Annotated in this window: 19 protein-coding genes; 15 read left to right on the top strand and 4 right to left on the bottom strand. The window is 63.1% G+C overall.

What is annotated here, in order from left to right:
* Positions 1–180 precede the first annotated feature (180 nt).
* Positions 181–1,380, bottom strand: a complete 1,200-nt coding sequence (gene tyrS, locus DOM32_RS15565) for a tyrosine--tRNA ligase (RefSeq protein WP_071232488.1) — start codon at positions 1,378–1,380, stop codon at positions 181–183.
* A 148-nt stretch (positions 1,381–1,528) separates the two neighbouring features.
* Here tyrS and DOM32_RS15560 point away from each other — a divergent pair, with 148 nt between their 5' ends.
* Positions 1,529–2,644 carry an anhydro-N-acetylmuramic acid kinase gene (locus tag DOM32_RS15560; RefSeq protein ID WP_110636095.1) on the top strand — a complete coding sequence of 372 codons (1,116 nt, stop codon included), beginning with the start codon at positions 1,529–1,531 and terminating at the stop codon, positions 2,642–2,644.
* Positions 2,645–2,673: 29 nt separating this feature from the next.
* Here the strand turns inward: DOM32_RS15560 and DOM32_RS15555 are convergent, their stop codons facing one another.
* Together DOM32_RS15555 and DOM32_RS15550 are read right to left on the bottom strand one after the other, a co-directional pair.
* A complete protein-coding gene (locus DOM32_RS15555; protein WP_110636093.1) occupies positions 2,674–3,807 on the bottom strand; it encodes a PilT/PilU family type 4a pilus ATPase in 1,134 nt (377 codons plus the stop codon).
* Positions 3,808–3,841: 34 nt separating this feature from the next.
* Positions 3,842–4,876 carry a type IV pilus twitching motility protein PilT gene (locus DOM32_RS15550; RefSeq protein ID WP_071232316.1) on the bottom strand — a complete coding sequence of 345 codons (1,035 nt, stop codon included), beginning with the start codon at positions 4,874–4,876 and terminating at the stop codon, positions 3,842–3,844.
* Between the two features lie 40 nt (positions 4,877–4,916).
* Between DOM32_RS15550 and DOM32_RS15545 the strand changes: the two genes are divergently transcribed.
* The 5 genes from DOM32_RS15545 (at position 4,917) to metW (ending at position 9,045) form a co-directional block, all read left to right on the top strand.
* Positions 4,917–5,627 carry a YggS family pyridoxal phosphate-dependent enzyme gene (locus DOM32_RS15545; RefSeq protein WP_071232317.1) on the top strand — a complete coding sequence of 237 codons (711 nt, stop codon included), beginning with the start codon at positions 4,917–4,919 and terminating at the stop codon, positions 5,625–5,627.
* A gap of 55 nt (positions 5,628–5,682) precedes the next feature.
* Positions 5,683–6,522 (top strand): pyrroline-5-carboxylate reductase, encoded by an 840-nt coding sequence (proC, locus tag DOM32_RS15540; RefSeq protein WP_071232318.1) that lies wholly within the window; start codon positions 5,683–5,685, stop codon positions 6,520–6,522.
* A 13-nt stretch (positions 6,523–6,535) separates the two neighbouring features.
* A complete protein-coding gene (locus DOM32_RS15535) occupies positions 6,536–7,126 on the top strand; it encodes a YggT family protein (RefSeq protein ID WP_071232319.1) in 591 nt (196 codons plus the stop codon).
* A gap of 165 nt (positions 7,127–7,291) precedes the next feature.
* The gene (metX, locus tag DOM32_RS15530; protein WP_110636091.1) at positions 7,292–8,449 is read left to right on the top strand and encodes a homoserine O-succinyltransferase MetX; all 1,158 of its coding nucleotides are present in this window, start codon (positions 7,292–7,294) and stop codon (positions 8,447–8,449) included.
* Complete coding sequence (gene metW / locus DOM32_RS15525) at positions 8,449–9,045, top strand: methionine biosynthesis protein MetW (protein ID WP_110636089.1); 597 nt, start codon at positions 8,449–8,451, stop codon at positions 9,043–9,045. Before metX ends, metW begins: the two co-directional genes overlap by 1 nt.
* Here the strand turns inward: metW and sfsA are convergent.
* Positions 9,042–9,806, bottom strand: a complete 765-nt coding sequence (sfsA, locus tag DOM32_RS15520) for a DNA/RNA nuclease SfsA (RefSeq protein WP_071232322.1) — start codon at positions 9,804–9,806, stop codon at positions 9,042–9,044. The two genes, metW and sfsA, sit on opposite strands and share 4 nt — an antisense overlap.
* Positions 9,807–10,063: 257 nt before the next feature.
* Here sfsA and dksA point away from each other — a divergent pair, with 257 nt between their 5' ends.
* The 9 genes from dksA to DOM32_RS15475 all read left to right on the top strand — a co-directional run bounded on the left by dksA (position 10,064) and on the right by DOM32_RS15475 (position 19,137).
* Positions 10,064–10,501 carry an RNA polymerase-binding protein DksA gene (gene dksA, locus DOM32_RS15515; RefSeq protein ID WP_071232323.1) on the top strand — a complete coding sequence of 146 codons (438 nt, stop codon included), beginning with the start codon at positions 10,064–10,066 and terminating at the stop codon, positions 10,499–10,501.
* Between the two features lie 92 nt (positions 10,502–10,593).
* On the top strand, positions 10,594–11,484 hold the full coding sequence (gene gluQRS / locus DOM32_RS15510; RefSeq protein ID WP_110636105.1) for a tRNA glutamyl-Q(34) synthetase GluQRS: 891 nt from the start codon (positions 10,594–10,596) through the stop codon (positions 11,482–11,484).
* A 958-nt stretch (positions 11,485–12,442) separates the two neighbouring features.
* A complete protein-coding gene (pcnB, locus tag DOM32_RS15505; protein WP_110636086.1) occupies positions 12,443–13,873 on the top strand; it encodes a polynucleotide adenylyltransferase PcnB in 1,431 nt (476 codons plus the stop codon).
* Complete coding sequence (folK, locus tag DOM32_RS15500; protein WP_110636083.1) at positions 13,866–14,363, top strand: 2-amino-4-hydroxy-6-hydroxymethyldihydropteridine diphosphokinase; 498 nt, start codon at positions 13,866–13,868, stop codon at positions 14,361–14,363. Before pcnB ends, folK begins: the two co-directional genes overlap by 8 nt.
* Before the next feature lie 174 nt (positions 14,364–14,537).
* On the top strand, positions 14,538–15,329 hold the full coding sequence (gene panB, locus DOM32_RS15495; protein WP_110636080.1) for a 3-methyl-2-oxobutanoate hydroxymethyltransferase: 792 nt from the start codon (positions 14,538–14,540) through the stop codon (positions 15,327–15,329).
* The gene (panC, locus tag DOM32_RS15490) at positions 15,329–16,204 is read left to right on the top strand and encodes a pantoate--beta-alanine ligase (RefSeq protein ID WP_110636077.1); all 876 of its coding nucleotides are present in this window, start codon (positions 15,329–15,331) and stop codon (positions 16,202–16,204) included. Before panB ends, panC begins: the two co-directional genes overlap by 1 nt.
* Complete coding sequence (locus DOM32_RS15485; RefSeq protein ID WP_110636075.1) at positions 16,197–16,685, top strand: GNAT family N-acetyltransferase; 489 nt, start codon at positions 16,197–16,199, stop codon at positions 16,683–16,685. Before panC ends, DOM32_RS15485 begins: the two co-directional genes overlap by 8 nt.
* A 316-nt stretch (positions 16,686–17,001) precedes the next feature.
* Positions 17,002–17,958 carry a type I pantothenate kinase gene (coaA, locus tag DOM32_RS15480; protein ID WP_110636071.1) on the top strand — a complete coding sequence of 319 codons (957 nt, stop codon included), beginning with the start codon at positions 17,002–17,004 and terminating at the stop codon, positions 17,956–17,958.
* 153 nt (positions 17,959–18,111) lie between these two features.
* Complete coding sequence (locus DOM32_RS15475) at positions 18,112–19,137, top strand: acyltransferase family protein (protein WP_110636056.1); 1,026 nt, start codon at positions 18,112–18,114, stop codon at positions 19,135–19,137.
* The last annotated feature ends 29 nt before the right edge of the window (positions 19,138–19,166 follow it).

The raw sequence follows: 19,166 nt of genomic DNA, 5'->3' as shown, positions 1-19,166 counted from the left end.
GCTTTCTTCTCCGCTGCCTCCGAAACCCTGTCTCGGCGTCAGCGGATGCGTACTTTACGGACCAGCGGCCCGCTTGGCAAGTGTTGTTTGTCACTTTTTGCGCATTCGGTCAAAACACGGCCCGGCAAAAACGACAACGCCCGCGCGGGGCTGGCGTTTCAGCGGCATCAGCAATTCGCGTCAGCCAAGGGTGACGCGGGCATACCGCTTCTTGCCTGCCTGAATCACGTAACTCTTGCCGGTTTCGAGCATGGTGTCCTTGGCGACGACCTCGCCATCCACCTTGACCCGCCCGTTGCCGAGCATGTCCTTGGCCTGGGCGCTGTTGTTGGTCAGGTTGGCGCGATTGAGCACGGCAGCAATCGGCGCCTGCGCCGCGCCTTCGAAATCGACCTCTACTTCCGGCAAGTCCTCGGGCAGCTCACCTTCCGCCAGTCGGTTGCCCACGGCCTTGTGCGCATTGGCGGCCGCTTCTTCGCCGTGATAGCGGGCGATCAGCTCCCGCGCCAATAGCATCTTGATGTCGCGCGGGTTGGCGCCTTGCTCGATATCCTGGCGGATCGCCTCGACCTCCTCGTTGGACTTCAGCGACAGCAGTTCGAAGTAGCGCCACATCAGGCTGTCCGGCATCGACACCAGTTTGTTGAACATCACGCCCGGCGTGTCGTCGACACCGATGTAATTGTTCAGCGACTTGGACATCTTCTGCACGCCATCCAGCCCTTCGAGCAACGGCATGGTGATGACCACCTGCGGCTCCTGCCCGAAATGCTTCTGGATTTCGCGGCCCATCAGCAGGTTGAACTTCTGATCGGTGCCGCCCAGCTCGATGTCTGCCTTCAGCGCGACCGAGTCGTACCCCTGCACCAGCGGATAGAGAAACTCGTGAATCGAGATCGACTGACCGCCGCGATAGCGCTTTTCGAAGTCGTCGCGTTCCAGCATACGCGCCACGGTGGATTGCGCGGCGAGCTCGATCATGTCGGCCGCCGACATCTCGCTGAACCATTCGGCGTTGAAGCGCACTTCGGTCTTGTCGGGATCGAGAATCTTGAAGACCTGCTCGCGATAGGTCTGGGCGTTGGTCTTGACCTCTTCCTCGGTGAGCGGCTTGCGGGTGACGTTCTTGCCGGTGGGATCGCCGATCCGGCCGGTGAAGTCGCCGATCAGGAAGATCACCTCGTGGCCAAGGTCCTGGAACTGGCGCATCTTGGTCAACAGTACGCTATGCCCCAGGTGCAGATCCGGGGCCGTGGGGTCGAAGCCAGCCTTGATACGGAGCTTGCGACCGGATTCGAGCTTTTTCACCAGCTCATCTTCGATCAGAATCTCCTGCGTGCCGCGCTTGATCAGCGCCAGCGCTTCATCGACCTCGGCCATCGTATCCGTCTCCATTACCAACGCTATCGAGCTTGAAAGGCGGCAATCTTAGCATGAGTCTCTGATATTCGTTGAGCCACACCGGACCGTGCCGCGACGTCAGGTCACCGCTTCACGCCACTGCTTCACAACGACGAGGAAGAGCTTCATGTCACTGTTCGTGGGTTTGATGTCCGGCACCAGCCTGGATGGCATCGATGCGGCACTGGTAGAGATCGATGACGAGAGCGACCAACGCCCGCGATTGATCGACGCCTTGTGTCTACCGCTGGCCGCCGAACTCAGAACGGCGCTGCTCGAGTTGACCCAGGCATCGCAGGTGAGCTTCGCCGCCCTGGGAGCAGCGGAGAGTGCGTTCTGCGACCATCAGGCCGAAGCCGTGCGTCAGCTGCTGCAGCGCCACGGCCTGACACCCGATGCCATCACGGCAATCGGCAGCCACGGCCAGACCATCGAGCACGCCCCCTACGCAGATGCCCCCTTTACCTACCAGCTCGACAATCCCAGTCGCCTGGCCGAATTGACCGGTTGCCGGGTCGTTGCCGATTTCCGCCGCCGCGACATGGCGGCCGGCGGCCAGGCAGCGCCGCTCGCGCCAATCTTTCATCAGGCGCTGTTTACCGACACCGTCCGTACCCGGCTGATCCTCAACCTAGGTGGCATCGCCAATCTGACGCGGTTGGGTCCTTCGGGCGCATCGCTGCCGGTCATCGGCTTCGACACGGGGCCGGCCAACCTGCTGATCGACGCCTGGCACGCCCGGCATCGAGGCGGCCCGATCGACGAAGACGGCAACTGGGCCGCCAGCGGCAACGTCGACCGCCATCTGCTCGAGCGCCTGCTGGACGAGCCGTATTTCACCGCCACACCGCCCAAGAGCACCGGGCGGGAGCTGTTTCATCTCGGCTGGGTGGAAACACGGCTATCCGGGCACGAAGCGGCGGCCGACGTCCAGGCCACGCTGGCCGAGCTGACCGCCGTCAGCGTCGCGCAGGCCGCGCATCCCTTCATCGAGCCCGATCGCACGGATCTGATCGTCTGCGGCGGCGGCGCGCGCAACCGCCATCTGATGCAGCGTCTGGCGATACATCTTCCCGACGTCTCGATAGGCCAGTGCGATGCGTTCGGCTGGTCGGCCGACTGGCTGGAAGCCGGCGCTTTCGCGTGGCTGGCCTGGCGACGGATACAACGCCTGCCAGGCAATCTGCCGGAGGTTACCGGTGCCAGCGGCCCACGCGTTCTGGGCGGCATCTACGCGCCCTGAGCCGGTAGCGCGTGGGAAGAGACCGGACGCTACTGATCGTCGACCAGTGAAAATCGTGTGCCATCGTCCCCTCGATCCCCGAGAAGATGGCGCTCGCCATACTTGATCAGCATGCGCAGGTCATTGGCCGAATCGGCATGGGCCAGCGCCAGGCCCTCACTGATATCCCCGCGCCGATAGAGTTCATAGAGCGCCTGGTCGAAGGTCTGCATGCCCAGCTCGCGGGAGCGCCGCATCAGGTCCTTCAACTCCCCCACCTCACCGCGCCGGATCAATTCGCTGATCAAGGGGGACTTGAGCAGAACCTCGGTCGCCAAGCAGCGCCCGGAGCCGTCTTGACGCGGCAGCAGCCGCTGAGCGACCACGGCGCGCAGGTTGAGCGAAAGGTCCATCCCGATCTGCTCCTGCCGGGACGGCGGGAACAGACTGAGAACGCGCTCGATAGTCTGGTCGGCGTTGTTGGCATGGAAAGTGGCCAGACAGAGATGCCCGGTTTCGGCAAAGCTGAGCGCCAGCTCCATGGTATCGCGGCTTCTGATCTCGCCGATCACGATCACGTCGGGAGCCTGGCGCAGGGCGTTCTTCAGCGCGACTTCGTAGGACTCGGTATCGATACCCACTTCCCGCTGATTGATGATGCCACGCTGGTGCGGGTGCATGTATTCGATGGGATCTTCGATACAGATGATATGACCGCCGACCGTCCGATTGCGGTGCTGGATCATCGACGCCAGCGTCGTCGACTTGCCGCTGCCGGTCCCGCCGACCACCAGCACCAGCCCGCGTCGAATGGAAGCCAGCGTTCCCGTCACTTCCGGCAGCCCCAGCGATTCGAGATCGGGAATATCGAAAGCGATCCGCCGAACGACCATTGCCGGCTGGCTGCGCTGGAAGAAGGCGCTAACGCGAAAACGCCCCTTGCCGCTCAGGCTCAGAGCGAAATTGGCTTCGTGCTCCGCCTCGAACGCCTCCCGACGCCCCTGGGGCAGGGCGATGGCGACCAGCTCACGTACCTGATCCGGTTGCAGCGGCACATCGCCCAGCGCCACCAGCTTGCCATCCAGTTTCAGACACGGAGGCGCACCGGTAGAGATCAGCAGGTCCGAAGCCTGCTTGGCCAGCATGATGTCGAGGAGTTGTTCAAACCATTGAGAGGGGGTCATGTCATGTCCTGATACCGGCTTCCGGGGCACGAACTCATTGATCGAGCCCGGCACGCGATTTGGCATGGGCTTCCTGGCGCGTTACCACACCATCCGTCACCAATCGGGACAGCGCCGCATCCAGTGTCTGCATGCCCAGGCCGCCGCCCGTCTGAATCGCTGAATACATCTGCGCGACCTTGCCTTCCCGAATCAGATTGCGGATCGCCGAGGTGGCCACAAGAATCTCGTGGGCCGCGACACGGCCACCGCCCTCGCGCTTGAGCAACGTCTGCGAGATCACCGCTTGCAGAGATTCCGACAGCATCGAACGCACCATGCCCTTCTCGTCGCCGGGGAATACATCGATGATCCGGTCGATGGTCTTGGCCGCCGAGGTGGTATGCAGGGTGCCGAACACCAGATGCCCGGTCTCGGCCGCCGTCAATGCAAGCCGAATGGTTTCCAGATCTCGCAGCTCGCCCACCAGGATGACGTCCGGATCCTCGCGCAGCGCCGACCGTAGCGCTGGCGCGAAGCCTTTGGTATCGCGATGCACCTCTCGCTGGTTGATCAGGCAGCGCTTGCTCTCGTGCACGAATTCGATCGGGTCCTCGATCGTGAGGATGTGTTCCTGGCGATTGCTGTTGATGTAGTCGATCATCGCCGCCAGCGTCGTCGACTTGCCGCTGCCGGTCGGCCCCGTCACCAGTACCAGGCCGCGCGGCAGCATCGACAACCGGCGGAAGACATCCCCCAGGCCGAGATCGTCGAGCGTCATGACATTGCTGGGAATGGTACGGAAGACCGCGCCGGCGCCGCGCCCTTGCGTGAACGCATTGACACGAAAACGCGATACACCGGTGACTTCGAAAGAAAAGTCGGTTTCCAGCGCGGCTTCGAAGTCGCGGCGCTGTCGATCGTTCATGACGTCGTAGATCAGACGACGTACCTGGCCGTCGTCGAGCGCCGGCACGTTGAGACGACGCATGTCACCGTCGACCCGTATCATGGGAGGCAATCCCGCCGAAAGGTGCAGGTCGGAGGCGCCTTGCTTTGCCGAGAACGCCAGCAGTTCGGTAATATCCATGGGTTTTTATTCGATCCCCTGCGTAAGGTCTTCATACAGTATGCCAGAAGCCTCGGTGTCCGAGTCTCTCTCAAGCGCCCGCGAGCGCCTTCGAGCTGCGCTGTCCGCGGCCGATCGCCCGAACGACGCCGCCCGCCTGCTTGCTGTCAGCAAAACCAAACCTGCAGACATGCTGCGTCAGGCCTATATGGCCGGTCAACGCGCCTTCGGCGAGAACTATCTGCAGGAAGCGCTGGAAAAACAGCAGGCGCTGGCCGATCTCGACGACATCGAATGGCATTTCATCGGCGCATTGCAATCCAACAAGACTCGCGACGTGGCCGAGCATTTCAGCTGGGTGCATGGGGTCGACCGCGAGAAGATCGCGCGCCGCCTTTCCGAGCAGCGCCCTGCCGAACTGGGGGCCATCAATGTCTGTCTGCAGCTCAACGTCAGCGGCGAATCGAGCAAGTCGGGCGTCGACCTCGCTGCCCTGCCGGCACTCGCCGAGTCGCTGCTGTCGCTGCCCAACCTGCGCCTGCGCGGGCTGATGGCACTGCCTGCGCCCAGCGACGATCCGCAGCAGCAGCGCCACGCTTTTCGCCAGGTCGCCAGCGCGCTGGCCGAGTTGCAGCAGCGCTTCCCCGACGCGCCCCTGGACACGCTTTCGATGGGCATGAGCAACGATCTGGAAGCCGCCATCCTGGAGGGTGCCACCATCGTTCGCCTGGGTACCGCCATCTTCGGCAGCCGCCCCCCTTTCAGAAGCTGAGGGTATCGATGCCCGCCTCTTCTTAGACCGACAGGACTACTCTCAAGGATCTGCCATGACCGACTCGCCCCAGCCCAGCCGTATCGCCTTCATCGGCGCCGGCAACATGGCCAGCGCCATCTTCGGCGGCATGCTCGACAGCGGTTATCCCGCCGAGGCCATCGTCGCCACGTCGCGGAGTCAGGAAAAGCGCGACGCCATCAGTCAGCGCTACGGCATCCGCACGATGCAGGACAATCTGGCCGCGATCGAAGAGGCCGATGTCGTGGTGCTGGCGGTCAAGCCGCAGATGATGCGCGACCTCTGCCTGTCGCTACGCGAATCCGTCCAGGCGCGTCGCCCGCTCATCGTCTCGGTGGCGGCCGGGCTCGACGCCGCGACGCTGGATCGCTGGCTGGGCGGCGGCCTGGCCCTGATCCGCTGCATGCCCAACACGCCTTCGCTGGTCGGTGCGGGTGCCAGCGGCCTTTACGCCAACGATCGGGTCAGCGATGCTCAGCGCCGACTCGCCACCGAACTGCTGGAATCGGTAGGCCTGGTCGAATGGGTCGAGCAGGAAGCTCAGATCGAAGCCGTCACCGCCATTTCCGGCAGCGGCCCGGCCTACTTCTTCCTGTTCATGGAATCGCTGGAAGCAGCCGGCGTCGAACTGGGCCTGTCCGCCGAGAGCGCTCGCCGGCTGGCGTTGCAGACCGCCTTCGGCGCCGCCAAGATGGCGCGGGAGAGCGAATTCGATCCCGCCGAACTGCGCCGACGCGTCACATCCCCCAACGGCACCACCGAGCGTGCGATCCAGGCATTCGAGGAAGCGGGCCTGGCGGATATCGTGGGTCGCGCCACTCGAGCCTGCGCCGAACGCGCCCGCGAGCTGTCGCGTGAGCTGGCGGACAAGTAACTAGGAGAAAGTCATGGGCAGTAACCTCGGAAGCGCCGGCCTGATGCTGGTCAACACGCTGGTCAACATCTATCTGTTTGTGCTGATGCTGCGCTTTTTGCTGCAATTTTCGCAGGCGGACTACTACAACCCCATGAGCCAGGGGATCGTCAAGGCAACGCAGCCGGTCGTCGCGCCGGTCCAGAGGATTCTGCGTCCCGTCGGCCGTATCGATATCGCCACGCTGTTCGTCGGTTTTCTGCTCAAGGTCATCGTGATCATCGCCGTCTTCCAGATCGCCGGCTTCGGCATGCCCCCGCTTCAGGGCCTGCTGCTGGCGGGGATAGCCGGCGTGCTCAACGCGATTCTCAAGATCTACTTCTTCGCGCTGATCATCATGATCATCCTGAGCTGGGTGGCACCGCGCGCCAACCATCCGGGCGCGCTGCTGGTCATGCAGATCGTCGAGCCGATCATGGCGCCGGTGCGCCGCGTGATTCCGCCGCTGGGCATGATCGACCTGTCGCCGATCGTGGTGTTCATCGCCATCAATCTGCTCGACAGCGTCGTCGTAGGCTCGCTGGCGCGCGCTGCCGGCCTGCCGGGCGCCCTGGTCGGCTTCTAGCGCTCGCCCGCCGTTACCGCCGTCAGCGATACACTCGGCAATGATCCGGCCAGATACGTCCGGGTCATTGCCGGATCGCAGCTGGCGGCGTGCGGACGCACCGATAGCTATCGATCGTGAGTCCTGATCGTGAGTCCTGGTTGAACCTGGAGACTATTCCGTTTCATGTCCGCTTCCTTCCCCGCCGACTCCGTCGGTCTGGTCACACCGCAGATCGCCGCGTTCGAGTCGCCGCTGGCCCTGGCCTGCGGCAAGACGCTCGAACGCTTCGAGCTGGTCTACGAGACCTACGGCACACTCAATGCCGACCGCAGCAATGCGGTTCTGATCTGTCATGCGCTCTCCGGCCACCATCATGCGGCGGGGTACCACACCGTCGACGAGCGCAAACCCGGCTGGTGGGACGCCTATATCGGCCCCGGCAAGGTGATCGACACCGATCGCTTCTTCGTCGTCTCGCTCAACAACCTGGGCGGCTGCCACGGCAGCACCGGCCCCGCCAGCATCAACCCGCAGACCGGCCATCAGTGGGGGCCCACGTTTCCGGTCATGACAGTGGCAGACTGGGTCCACAGCCAGGCGCGCCTGGCCGACCAGCTCGGCATCGAGCGCTTCGCTGCGGTCGTCGGCGGCAGTCTGGGCGGCATGCAGGCGCTGCAATGGACGATCGCGTACCCGGAGCGCGTCGCCAACGCCGCGGTCATCGCGGCCACGCCAAGGCTGTCGGCGCAGAACATCGCCTTCAACGAAGTGGCGCGACAGGCGATCCGTTCGGACCCGGATTTCCATGACGGCTGGTATGCGGACCACGATGCGATTCCCAAGCTCGGCCTGAAACTGGCCAGGATGATCGGCCATATCACCTATCTGTCGGAGCATTCGATGGGGTCGCGGTTCGGCCGCGACCTGCGCAGCGATCAACTGAATTTCGGCTACGACGTGGAGTTCCAGGTGGAGTCCTACCTGCGTCATCAGGGCGATACCTTTTCGACCCGCTTCGATGCCAACACGTATCTGCTGATGACCAAGGCGCTGGATTACTTCGACCCTGCCGGGCAGCACGATGGCGACCTGGCGGCAGCGCTGGCGCCGGCGACGTGCCCGTTCCTGGTCGTCAGCTTCACCACCGACTGGCGCTTCGCGCCGGCGCGCTCGCGGGAACTGGTCAACGCCCTGCTGCGAGCGGGCAAGGCGGTCAGCTACGTCAATGTGGACTCGCCCCACGGCCATGATGCGTTCCTGCTACCCAACGACCAGTACGAAGCGGTTTTCGGCAGCTACATGCGGCGTGTCCACGCCGACATCACCGGGGAGACAGCCTGATGCGTGCGGATCTTCAACTGATCTACGACTGGGTTCCCAGCAACGCTCACGTTCTCGATCTGGGGTGCGGTGACGGCACGCTGCTGGCGGCGCTGGCTCGCCACAAGAACGTTACCGGCTATGGGCTGGAGATCGACCCCGACGGCATCGCCGCCTGCCTGGGCAAGGGCGTCAGCGTGCTCGAACAGAACCTCGATGACGGCCTGGGCAACTTCGTCGACGATGCCTGCGATCTGGTGATCATGACCCAGGCGCTACAGGTACTGCGTCGACCGGACACCATGCTCGACCAGATGCTGCGGGTCGCCCCGGAGTGCATCATCGCCTTCCCCAACTTCGCCTACTGGAAGCATCGTTTGCACCTGACCTTCCGCGGTCGCATGCCGGTTTCGCGCTCCTTGCCGCACGCCTGGTACGACACGCCCAACATCCACCTGTCGACGTTTCAGGACTTCGCCAGTCTGTGCCGCGACAAGGGCGTCACCATCGTCGACGAAGCGGTCGGCAGCGCCGACCACGAGGGCCACTGGACATCGCGGCTCTGGCCCAATCTGTTCGGCGAAACGGCGATCTTCCGTGTCCGCCGCGGACGTTAGCGCGATTCGACCTCGCTCCCGGGCCAGCATCGCTCCAGGTCCACGTTCAACCGGCGGTCCAGCGTCATCGCGCCGGGTCGCCCTTCGGCCCATGTCACCCGGCAGCCATAAGCCAGCACCTCCACCCCGCGGGCGGCCACCGCTCGCAGCGCTTGCGCATAGGCCGGATCGAGATGCGCCGCCGGTGCCACATCGTCGATGCCCGTGTGTGCCGCGCAGAACAGCAGGACGCCACGGTGCCCCTGGTCGACCAGTTCGGCGAGCACCTCGAGATGACGCCGGCCCCGCTCGCTGATCGAGTCGGGGAAATAGCCATGGCCGTCGTTCTCCTTGAGCGTGACCTGCTTGACCTCGACGAAAGTGTCGCGCGCATTCGCATCCCGCAACCGGAAATCGAGCCTGGCACCCTCGACGCCGACCTCCCGCTTGAGCTCGTCAAAGCCCGCCAGCTCCGGAATGATCTCGTCGTGCAGCGCTTCTTCCACTAGCGCATTGGTCCGCCCCGTATGTACCGACGCCCACTCGACGCCGCCCTTGCCATCGGGCAGCTCGATCAATTCCCAGGTCCAGCCCAGCTTGCGGGCAGGATTGGTGCTCTCGGAAAGCCATACGCGACAGCCCGGCACGTTGACGGCTCGCATGGAGCCCGTATTGGGGCAGTGCGCCACGACCTCCTCGCGCCCCTCCTCGAGTTCGATATCGGCCAGGAATCGCTTGTAGCGTCGCAACAGGACGCCAGGGACGAGAGCGGGATAGCGCATACGGTGTCGATCCAGAAAGCATGAGGCTCGGAAGAGCCGGTTCATCAAAGGGGCGGGGCGCTGCCGGCGCATACCGGAGAGCACGGCTCGACTCCCGAATTTCCGGCCGGGGATGAGAAAAATAAAGCGTCCATTTGGTTGCAAATTGGCCGCTTTTTCGCTAAATAAGCATGGCTTCGGGCAGTGGCAGACGCTGCCCCGGCCGATTCTCGGCCAGATCAAACGCGTCACGACACTTGCGTAACGAGGCAGCCCCCATGCCAGTAGCGGAAAAGAAAACGGAAGCGCCTAGCCAATTCACCCCGTACCAGCCGGCGCCGGGTGAAGAGTATATGAATGAAAAGCAACTTGCGCATTTCCGTGAGATCCTCCTGGGCTGGAAACAGGATCTGATGGAAGAAGTCGACCGTACGGTTCGCCACTTGCAGGAAGAGGCCAACAACTTCGCCGACCCTGCCGATCGCGCCACGCAGGAAGAGGGTTTCAGCCTGGAACTGCGTACCCGTGATCGCGAACGCAAGCTGCTCAAGAAGATCAACGAAACGATCGAGAAGATCGACGAAGACGATTACGGTTTCTGCGAAGCCTGTGGCGTCGAGATCGGCATCCGCCGTCTCGAAGCGCGCCCCACCGCCACCCTGTGCGTCGACTGCAAGACTCTGGCCGAGCTCAAGGAGAAGCAGCTCGGCGGCTGAGCAGCCGTTCCGGACGCAGTCCCATACGACGGGCACCCTCATCGGTGCCCGTTTTGTTTTTCCCCTCTGGATATCGATTGCCGCTGACATCCATGATCTCCCCCCAACGCTACATTGGACGCTTCGCTCCCACGCCCTCGGGGCCACTGCACCTGGGTTCGCTGGTCGCCGCCCTGGGTAGCTGGCTCGACGCCCGGGCTGTCGGCGGCCGCTGGCTGCTGCGAATCGAGGACATCGATCCGCCACGCTGCCCGCCCGGCACCGACGACATCATTCGCCGCCAACTGGAAGCATTCGGCCTGACGTGGGACGGCGAAGTCCGCTACCAGAGCGATCGTGGCGAGGCGTACCAGGCGGCGCTGGATCGGCTGGTCGCCGACGGCATGGCGTATCCGTGTGGCTGTTCGCGCCGGGAGTGGCAGGATTACGGCCACTATCCGGGCTGGTGTCGCCAGGGTCCACGGCATCCCGAACGCCCGCAGGCCTGGCGACTGCGCACCGACAAGGGCATTCAACCGGTGATCTGGCAGGACCGGCTGTTCGGCTACCAGTGCCACGACCCGACGCTTCAGGGCGACGTGGTCATCAAGCGCAAGGATGGCCTCTGGGCCTATCAGCTCGCCGTGGTGGTCGATGATGCGGATCAGGGCATTACCGATATCGTTCGCGGCTACGATCTGCTCGACAATACTCCCTGGCAGCGTCAGCTTCAGACGGCACTGGCGTATCCGGAACCACGGTATTTGCACCTGCCGCTGATTCTGGGAGAGGACGGCCAGAAACTCTCCAAGCAGAATCTTGCGACCGCCATCCCCCATCAGCCCGAGCTGGCCCCTCCGCTGCTTCACCGGGCGCTACAGCTGCTGGACCAGCAGCCGCCATCCGAGCTGCGCGAGGCGCCGGTTTCCCAGCAACTGGCACATGCCTGCCAACACTGGGCGCCCGAGAGGCTGTCAGCAAGGCCGACCCGCGACTATCGCTGATCCAGGCGGCTTTTCATGTCTCCATCGCAACCGACGTCCTCGCTCCAGACCGCTGAAAGCCACTTCACCCTTCGATTGAAGACTATTGTCTAAGCGAAAATCGCGCCGTTTTGCGCCACCCTGTCGCCATTGCGCCGTGGGGGGATGCACCACAAATAGGCATGATCGGTCTCGGATGCCCTTTCATGAATCATCGGACCCGTCATGACCCGGCTCACCCCATGGCATTGGCACAACCGGATGAATTCAAGTTATTGATATAAATAAGAAAAATACGGAGTGGCACGGCAAGTGCAGTAACTAAGACAAGAAAAACAACAGCGGATGACGATCGGCCCCAACAACGACAACCGTCGATCGAGATTCCCGAAGTGCCCATAACAACGACAACATGGCACTCGAACTAGGAAGGCAGATCGCCACTGGCTCAACAACAAGATCAGCCAGGTGCGAACGAGAACACGAACAACAACAATCGTTCTCGAGCCGACGCAAAATCAGGACGCGACGCTCTTCATCGACGGGGCAACAACAACAAGCCTCCCCGTGATCCGAAGACTTCTCGGAACAACAACAAGAACCGAGAAAGGGCATTGCCTGTCGTGGTTGGATTATTGTTTTGAATACGAGGTGGTCGCTACACAGCAAGGCTGACAACGACAAGCCAGTGACTGCACTATCGTTCAGCGACTGTGGTGCGTATTCAAGGCGATGCGCCATCACGAACAAGAAGAAGCGGCATGGACGTTGCGAAGTATCTTAAGGGGAGGCCCATCGGGCCTCCCCTTTTACTATCTACTATCGTCCGTTCCGTGGCGACCTACTGTCGCCTGCTCCATGACCACCTTGGCGACGCAAAGCCGGCAGCCTGGGCAAAGACGCGGACCTCGCTGCCTTTGCAAGCCTTCCGGGCTCCGCTACACTGGAGTTTTGCTACCTTGCGAGTCGATTTCGCCGCATGTTCAAAGGATTTTCCCGTTTTCTCCAGCGTCCCGGTGAACGTTTGAAGACGCTCTTCGGCCCGGAATCCGCGTCAGCGACCGAAGACACTACGCCCACCCGACAAGTCCTGCCTCGCGACGAACACAATGTCTCGCGCCAGAACCTCAGCGAGAGCGCGCTCAAGGTGCTTTACCGGCTCAACGGCGCCGGTTACGACGCCTACCTGGTCGGCGGCTGCATTCGCGACTCGCTGCTCGGCAACCGCCCCAAGGATTTCGACGTCGCCACCAATGCCACGCCGGACGAAGTGCGCCAGCTGTTTCGCAACTCGCGCATCATCGGCCGGCGGTTTCGTATCGTTCATGTGCGTTTCGGCCGCGAAGTCATCGAAGTCACCACCTTCCGCGGCCGCCACGGCGAAGAGCATACCGGCAACCTTAGCCAGCAGTCGGATGAAGGTCTGCTGCTACGCGACAACGTCTGGGGTAGCGTCGAAGAGGACGCGATTCGTCGCGACTTCACCGTCAATGCGCTCTATTACAGCGTCACCGACTTTGCCATTCACGACTGGACCGGCGGCCTTCAGGATCTGGAAGACCGCGTACTCCGGCTGATCGGTGACCCGGAGACGCGCTATCGCGAAGATCCGGTACGCATGCTGCGAGCCGCGCGCTTCGCCGCCAAGCTCGATTTCCGCATTGCCGAAGAGACCGAAGCGCCGATTCGCGAGCTGGCGCCGCTGCTTTTGCAGATCCCCCCGGCAAGATTGTTCGAGGAAGTGCTCAAGCTGTTCCTCTCCGGCCATGCGGTGCAGAGTTTCCGGGTGCTGCGCGAACACGGCCTGTTCGCCATGCTGTTCCCGGAAAGCGACGAGGTTCTCGAAGAGCATCCCTGGGCGGTCAAGCTCATCGAGCAGGCACTGACCAATACCGATGCCCGTATCGCTCAGGAGCGCCCGGTAACACCCGCCTTCCTGTTCGGCGCCCTGCTGTGGCCCTGTGTACAGCAACGCACCCTGCGTGTCGCCCACGAGCAGGACCTGCCGGCAGTCCCGGCCCAGCAGGCCGCCGCGCAACAGGTCATCAGCCGCCAGTTGCAGCACACCTCGATCCCCAAGCGCTTCAGCATGCCGATGCGCGATATCTGGGATCTCCAGCAGCAGCTGCCCCGCCGCCGAGGCCGTCGAGTCTTCCAGACGCTGGAGCATCCCCGCTTCCGCGCCGCTTACGACTTCCTGCTGCTGCGAGAGGAAGCCGGCGAACTGGCGCCGGGGCTCGGTGAATGGTGGACCGAATTCCAGCAGGCCAACGAAGAGGGTCAGCGCCAGCTGCTGGCGAATACCGATGGCGGCAATCCGGCCGGGCCGACCCCCAAGCCGCGCCGACGCCGTCCGCGCAAACGCCGGCGTCCGACCAACAAGCCGACACCACCGACGCTGGATGATTGAGCGCGAGCATCATGCCCTGGCCTACATCGGCCTGGGCAGCAACCTCGAAGCGCCACGGGATCAGCTCGAGCGAGCGCTCTCGGCCCTGGCGTCGCTGCCCTTGAGCGAATGCGTCGCGCACTCCTCCCTTTACGCCAGCGCCCCCATCGGTCCTCAGGATCAGCCGGACTTCATCAACGCCGTTGCCGCCATCCGTACCCGGCTTTCACCGCTGGCGCTGCTCGATCAGCTCCAGGCGCTCGAACAGCGTCATCGACGGATACGCGAGCGCCACTGGGGGCCGCGTACGCTGGACCTGGATCTCCTCTGGTACGCGGGCTTACAGCGAAACACGCCACGCCTGACGCTTCCTCACCCCGAAATGTCGCGTCGCCGGTTCGTGCTCGAGCCTCTCGCCGAAATCGCTCCGACGCTATCTCTCGATGGCGAAACGCCGCTGGCGCTTGCCGCACGCCTCACGGACCAGACGCTGCATCGGTTGAACGACTGAATCCAACGTCATGGGCCTCACTTGCCGCCAACGTCGTGTTGCGTCTTGTCGACAACCCATTACACTCTGCTCCGCATTGCCATTGCGGGGGCGCCATGTCGCCGCCCATCCCTACCACTGCGACATGGACGCTCTGTCAGCGAGCGGGACTAGTCGTTCTTGGGAGTAGAGAGCATGAAGCGCGTTACCCTCGATACGCTGCGCGACTGCAAGGCTCGTGGTGAAGCCTTCAGTTGCCTGACCGCCTACGACGCCACCCTGGCACGCTGTGCCGATACCGCCGGGATCGATGTACTGCTGGTCGGCGATTCGCTGGGCATGGTGCTACAAGGCCATGCCAGTACCCTGCCGGTGACGCTCGAGGACATTCGTTATCACACGGCGTGTGTGGCGCGGGGCAAGCAGCGAAGCCTTTTGATGGTCGACCTGCCGTTCATGAGCAACGCCAATATCGGCCAGTTGCTGCGTGATGCCGGCGAACTGATGCGCGCCGGCGCCGAGTTGATCAAGATCGAGGGCGAGGCGTGGATGGCCGAAGGCATTCGCGAACTCTCCCGTCGCGGCGTGCCGGTCTGCGCCCATCTCGGCCTGACGCCGCAGAGCGTTCATCAGCTCGGCGGCTTCAAGGTGCAAGGCAAGGCAGCCGACGATGCCGAACGTATCGTCGCGGACGCGCGCCAGCTGGTGGAAGCCGGCGCCGCCGTCATCCTGCTCGAATGCGTGCCCCGGGCCGTGGGGCGTGCAGTGCGCGAGGCCGTCGGCGTGCCCGTCATCGGCATCGGTGCCGGGCCGGACGTCGATGGCCAGATTCTGGTCATGCACGACACCCTGGGGCTCAACAGCGGCTACGTGCCTCGCTTCGTCAAGAACTTCCTGGCGGGCCAGGAGAGCATCGAAGCCGCGTTCCGCGCTTATGACGAAGCAGTCAAGTCCCGCCGTTTCCCGGCCGAGGAGCACTGTTTCTGATGCAGACGCTGCACGATATTGCGCCGCTGCGCGAGCAGCTGCAGGAGCACCGCATGGCGGGGCGATCCGTCGCGCTGGTACCGACCATGGGCAATCTGCACGAAGGCCATCTGACGCTGGTGGACCGGGCACGATCGCTGGCCGATGTCGTGGTCGCCACGCTGTTCGTCAATCCGCTACAGTTCGGAGCCGGCGAGGATTTCGGCCAGTACCCGCGCACGCTCGACCGTGACCGCGAGCTGCTGACGGCGCGCGGCTGCGACCTGCTGTTCGCCCCCGCCGTCGAGACGCTCTACCCCAACGGGCTGGAAACGCAGACCCAGGTTCACGTGCCCGATGTCTCCGAGGGGCTTTGCGGCGGCACCCGTATCGGTCACTTCGATGGCGTCGCCACGGTGGTTTCCCTGCTGTTTCATCTCGTCCAGCCCGATATCGCCTGTTTCGGCGAGAAGGACTTCCAGCAGTTAGCGGTGATCCGCAAGCTGGTCGCCGATCTGCACTTCCCGATCGAGATCGTCGGCGTCCCCACCGTTCGTGCCGAAGATGGCCTCGCGCTCTCCTCCCGCAACGGCTATCTCTCCTCTAGCGACCGGGCATTGGCACCCACCTTCTACCGAACGCTGTCACGTTGTGGCGACGCGCTGGCCCGGGGCCAGTCGCCCGCTGCCGCCCTGGCGGAAGCCGGGCAAGCGCTGCAGGAGGCCGGCTTTCGGCTCGACTACCTGGAGCTCAGGGGGCCGTCGCTGGCGCCGTTCGACGCTGCCAGGCATGACGAAGGCCGGCTGCTGGGCGCGGTCCATCTCGGCTCGACACGCCTGATCGACAACCTCGCCGTCACGCTTCCCTCCCCTGAAGCCGGCACGCGCCATGGCTGACATGCACTGGCGGCCGGCCTTGCCGACGGACCTGACGCCCATCGCCGAATGGGTCGAGTCATCGAAGGCTCTCGAACGCTGGGCCGGACCCGGCCTGTCGTGGCCGACGGACGGCCCCACGCTGTGGCGGGAAATCGATGGCGGCGGCCTGCCTTCGTTCTGCCTCGTCGCGGAACGCGAGCCGGTCGCCTTCGGCCAGCTCGTCATCAAGGGCGAGCGCCACTACCATCTGGCCCGCATCATCGTCTCGCCAGCCCATCGGCGCCGCGGGCTGGGCGAATCACTCTGTCGCCGGCTACTGGCGGAAGCACGGCAGCGTCGCGCCGAGCACGTCACGCTCAATGTCTTCACCGATAACCAGCCCGCGATCGATCTCTATCATCGCCTGGGCTTCGTCGAACAGGGCGCGGTCGATACGCGTGGCATTCAGCCCATGCAGCTGAGACAATTTGTCACGGATGTCGACAATACCGATCTTTAGGGTCTGTTGACGTTTCATGCACGGCCGCGCCGGAGCCAGTTTTTGCGCGGAGCAAGACATGAGGAGAGTAGTTTGGCCATTTCAAATGAACGACGAATAACGCAGCACCGTGCAAAAACTGGCCCGGCCCTTCGGGTTGCGCGGCAAATGGCGTCATGCGGCGTTACGGGATTGGAAAAGGGAACCCCCTTCTCTGCATCCCGTATCTGGCCTGGCGCCATTTGGCGCAGCAACGCGGTTCGCGCTGAAACGTCAACAGACCCTAGCCCCTGCAGCGTTCAGGTGACGCCGCCGGCACGACAGTGAAAGAGACCCGATGAACCAATTGAGACCGGACCCCTTCTCTCCGTATCAGTTCTACACGGCCGAGCAGTGGGCCGAATTTCGCGCCGACACGCCACAGACGCTTTCCGCCGAGGAACTGCAGCGGCTGCGTTCGCTCAACGATCCGATCGATCTGGGCGAAGTCCGGCGGATCTACCTGTCGCTGTCGCGCCTGCTCTCTTCCTACGTCGAAGCCAGCCAGCGGCTCTACGCCCAGCGCAAGCGCTTTCTGGACATCGACGACACCCAGAAGACGCCGTTCATCATCGGCATCGCCGGTTCCGTCGCCGTGGGCAAGTCCACCACGTCGCGCATTCTCAAGGAGCTGCTGGCGCGCTGGCCTTCCAGCCCCAAGGTCGACCTGGTCACGACCGACGGCTTTCTCTACCCCAACGCCATACTGCGCGACAAGGAACTGATGGCGCGCAAGGGCTTTCCCGAGAGTTACGATATCGGCGCCCTGCTGCGCTTTCTCTCCTGGATCAAGGCGGGAGCCCGCAACGTCCAGGCACCGCTCTATTCGCACCTGACCTATGACGTACGCGAGCACGAATACCAGACGGTCGACCGCCCCGACATTCTGATCGTCGAGGGGATCAATGTGCTGCAGGTTCGCGATCTCCCGGAAGACGGCAAGATGGTGCCGTTCGTGTCGGACTTCTTCGATTTCTCGATCTATATCGATGCCGAGGAGGACCATATTCACGCCTGGTACCTGGAACGCTTCAAGCTGCTGCGACAGACCGCCTTCCAGAACACCGACTCGTTCTTTCACCGCTACGCCCAGATCGAGGAAGCGGAAGCGCTCGAGATCGCCGAAGGGCTATGGCGGGACATCAACCGTCGCAACCTGCGCGAGAACGTTCTCCCCACGCGCCCCCGGGCCGATCTGATCCTGCGCAAGGGTCACGATCATCTGGTGGAACAGGTCGCGTTGCGCAAGCTGTAAACGCTTCGATCGAGGGCCGGCTGGCTGCCGCCTCATGGCCGGCCCTATCGAATCGAAACACCGTTTTGTTATTTTGTGTAAATTCAGCGAACTTTTTTCCTTCTTATCCTTCCCATAGTGCGTCTTGGGAGTTCATGGCAAGGATGAGTAGGGATGCTGATTTCGGTACAGGCGCTACGAGCTCTGGCGGCGTGGATCGTCGTGTTTCACCACTTCATGCAGGTGTTTTTCGGCTTCGAGGCCGACAACTGGGTCGAGTACCTGTTCTCCACCCGTGGTCAGGTGGGTGTGGATATCTTCTTCGTCATCAGCGGTTTCGTCATCTACGTCTCGAGTCGCGGCAAACGGCTGACGATGCCGCAGTTTCTGCTGCATCGCGTCGTCCGCATCGTTCCCGCCTACTGGCTCTATACTGCCATTACCGCGCTGGTCATCTACTTCGCCAGCGACGTCATGCCCGAGTATGGCCTGGGCCTGAAGCAGTTGCTGCTGTCGCTGTTCTTCATCCCGACGGAAAATCCTGCCGGCTACGGCTACTACCCTATTCTGCCGGTGGGCTGGACGCTCAATTTCGAGATGCTGTTCTATGTCGTCTTCGCCGCCTCGCTGGTGCTCAAACGCGAGTGGCGACTGTGGGCCGTGGTGCTGGCCATCGTGGTCATCAACACGCTATTCGCGCATCAACCGTTCATCAGCAACTTCTATACCGATCCGATCATCTTCCAGTTCCTGCTCGGGCTGGGGATCGGCGCCGTCTACTCGCGCTACGGCATTCCCGGCGGGCGCTGGTGGCCGATCGCGCTGGCGCTCGCCAGCACCGCGACGATTCTCTGCTACAACGATCCTGCCGGGGCTACGCGGTTCTTCGCCTGGGGCCTGCCGAGCGCACTGCTGGTGATCGCCTTCATCGGGCTGGAATCCCGCATCGGTGACAACCGCATCTTCAAGGTGATGGGAGACTGGTCCTACTCGACGTACCTGCTGCACGTGATCGTGCTGTGGTCGGGCAACTATGTGCTGACCGAACAGTTCGGGCTCAGCCCCTATCTGGCGCTGGCAATCTGTCTGCCCGTCATCGCGGTCTGTTCCTGGCTGAGCTACGAGTTCGTGGAGAAGGCATTCTCGCGACAGCTCAAGCGTCATCTGCCCACGTTACGTCCTCGAACCGTTACGGCATGAGCGCAGCATAAAAAAACGCCCGGCCTGCG

Source organism: Salinicola salarius (assembly GCF_003206135.1).
GTDB lineage: Bacteria > Pseudomonadota > Gammaproteobacteria > Pseudomonadales > Halomonadaceae > Salinicola > Salinicola salarius.
The sequence above is the reverse complement of the archived record's forward strand: the minus strand, read 5'-3'. Positions and strand labels throughout refer to the sequence as shown.

What these genes read in the sequence shown, in the direction of transcription:
- DOM32_RS15475 (WP_110636056.1), top strand. Translation starts at nt 18,112, where the DNA reads ATGCTGATTTCGGTACAGGCGCTACGAGCTCTGGCGGCGTGGATCGTC.
- sfsA (WP_071232322.1), bottom strand. Translation starts at nt 9,806, where the DNA reads ATGCGCTATCCCGCTCTCGTCCCTGGCGTCCTGTTGCGACGCTACAAG.
- panC (WP_110636077.1), top strand. Translation starts at nt 15,329, where the DNA reads ATGCAGACGCTGCACGATATTGCGCCGCTGCGCGAGCAGCTGCAGGAG.
- metW (WP_110636089.1), top strand. Translation starts at nt 8,449, where the DNA reads ATGCGTGCGGATCTTCAACTGATCTACGACTGGGTTCCCAGCAACGCT.
- gluQRS (WP_110636105.1), top strand. Translation starts at nt 10,594, where the DNA reads ATGATCTCCCCCCAACGCTACATTGGACGCTTCGCTCCCACGCCCTCG.
- DOM32_RS15550 (WP_071232316.1), bottom strand. Translation starts at nt 4,876, where the DNA reads ATGGATATTACCGAACTGCTGGCGTTCTCGGCAAAGCAAGGCGCCTCC.
- DOM32_RS15555 (WP_110636093.1), bottom strand. Translation starts at nt 3,807, where the DNA reads ATGACCCCCTCTCAATGGTTTGAACAACTCCTCGACATCATGCTGGCC.
- DOM32_RS15560 (WP_110636095.1), top strand. Translation starts at nt 1,529, where the DNA reads ATGTCACTGTTCGTGGGTTTGATGTCCGGCACCAGCCTGGATGGCATC.
- metX (WP_110636091.1), top strand. Translation starts at nt 7,292, where the DNA reads ATGTCCGCTTCCTTCCCCGCCGACTCCGTCGGTCTGGTCACACCGCAG.
- pcnB (WP_110636086.1), top strand. Translation starts at nt 12,443, where the DNA reads ATGTTCAAAGGATTTTCCCGTTTTCTCCAGCGTCCCGGTGAACGTTTG.
- dksA (WP_071232323.1), top strand. Translation starts at nt 10,064, where the DNA reads ATGCCAGTAGCGGAAAAGAAAACGGAAGCGCCTAGCCAATTCACCCCG.
- coaA (WP_110636071.1), top strand. Translation starts at nt 17,002, where the DNA reads ATGAACCAATTGAGACCGGACCCCTTCTCTCCGTATCAGTTCTACACG.
- DOM32_RS15535 (WP_071232319.1), top strand. Translation starts at nt 6,536, where the DNA reads ATGGGCAGTAACCTCGGAAGCGCCGGCCTGATGCTGGTCAACACGCTG.
- panB (WP_110636080.1), top strand. Translation starts at nt 14,538, where the DNA reads ATGAAGCGCGTTACCCTCGATACGCTGCGCGACTGCAAGGCTCGTGGT.
- DOM32_RS15545 (WP_071232317.1), top strand. Translation starts at nt 4,917, where the DNA reads ATGCCAGAAGCCTCGGTGTCCGAGTCTCTCTCAAGCGCCCGCGAGCGC.
- tyrS (WP_071232488.1), bottom strand. Translation starts at nt 1,380, where the DNA reads ATGGCCGAGGTCGATGAAGCGCTGGCGCTGATCAAGCGCGGCACGCAG.
- proC (WP_071232318.1), top strand. Translation starts at nt 5,683, where the DNA reads ATGACCGACTCGCCCCAGCCCAGCCGTATCGCCTTCATCGGCGCCGGC.
- folK (WP_110636083.1), top strand. Translation starts at nt 13,866, where the DNA reads ATGATTGAGCGCGAGCATCATGCCCTGGCCTACATCGGCCTGGGCAGC.
- DOM32_RS15485 (WP_110636075.1), top strand. Translation starts at nt 16,197, where the DNA reads ATGGCTGACATGCACTGGCGGCCGGCCTTGCCGACGGACCTGACGCCC.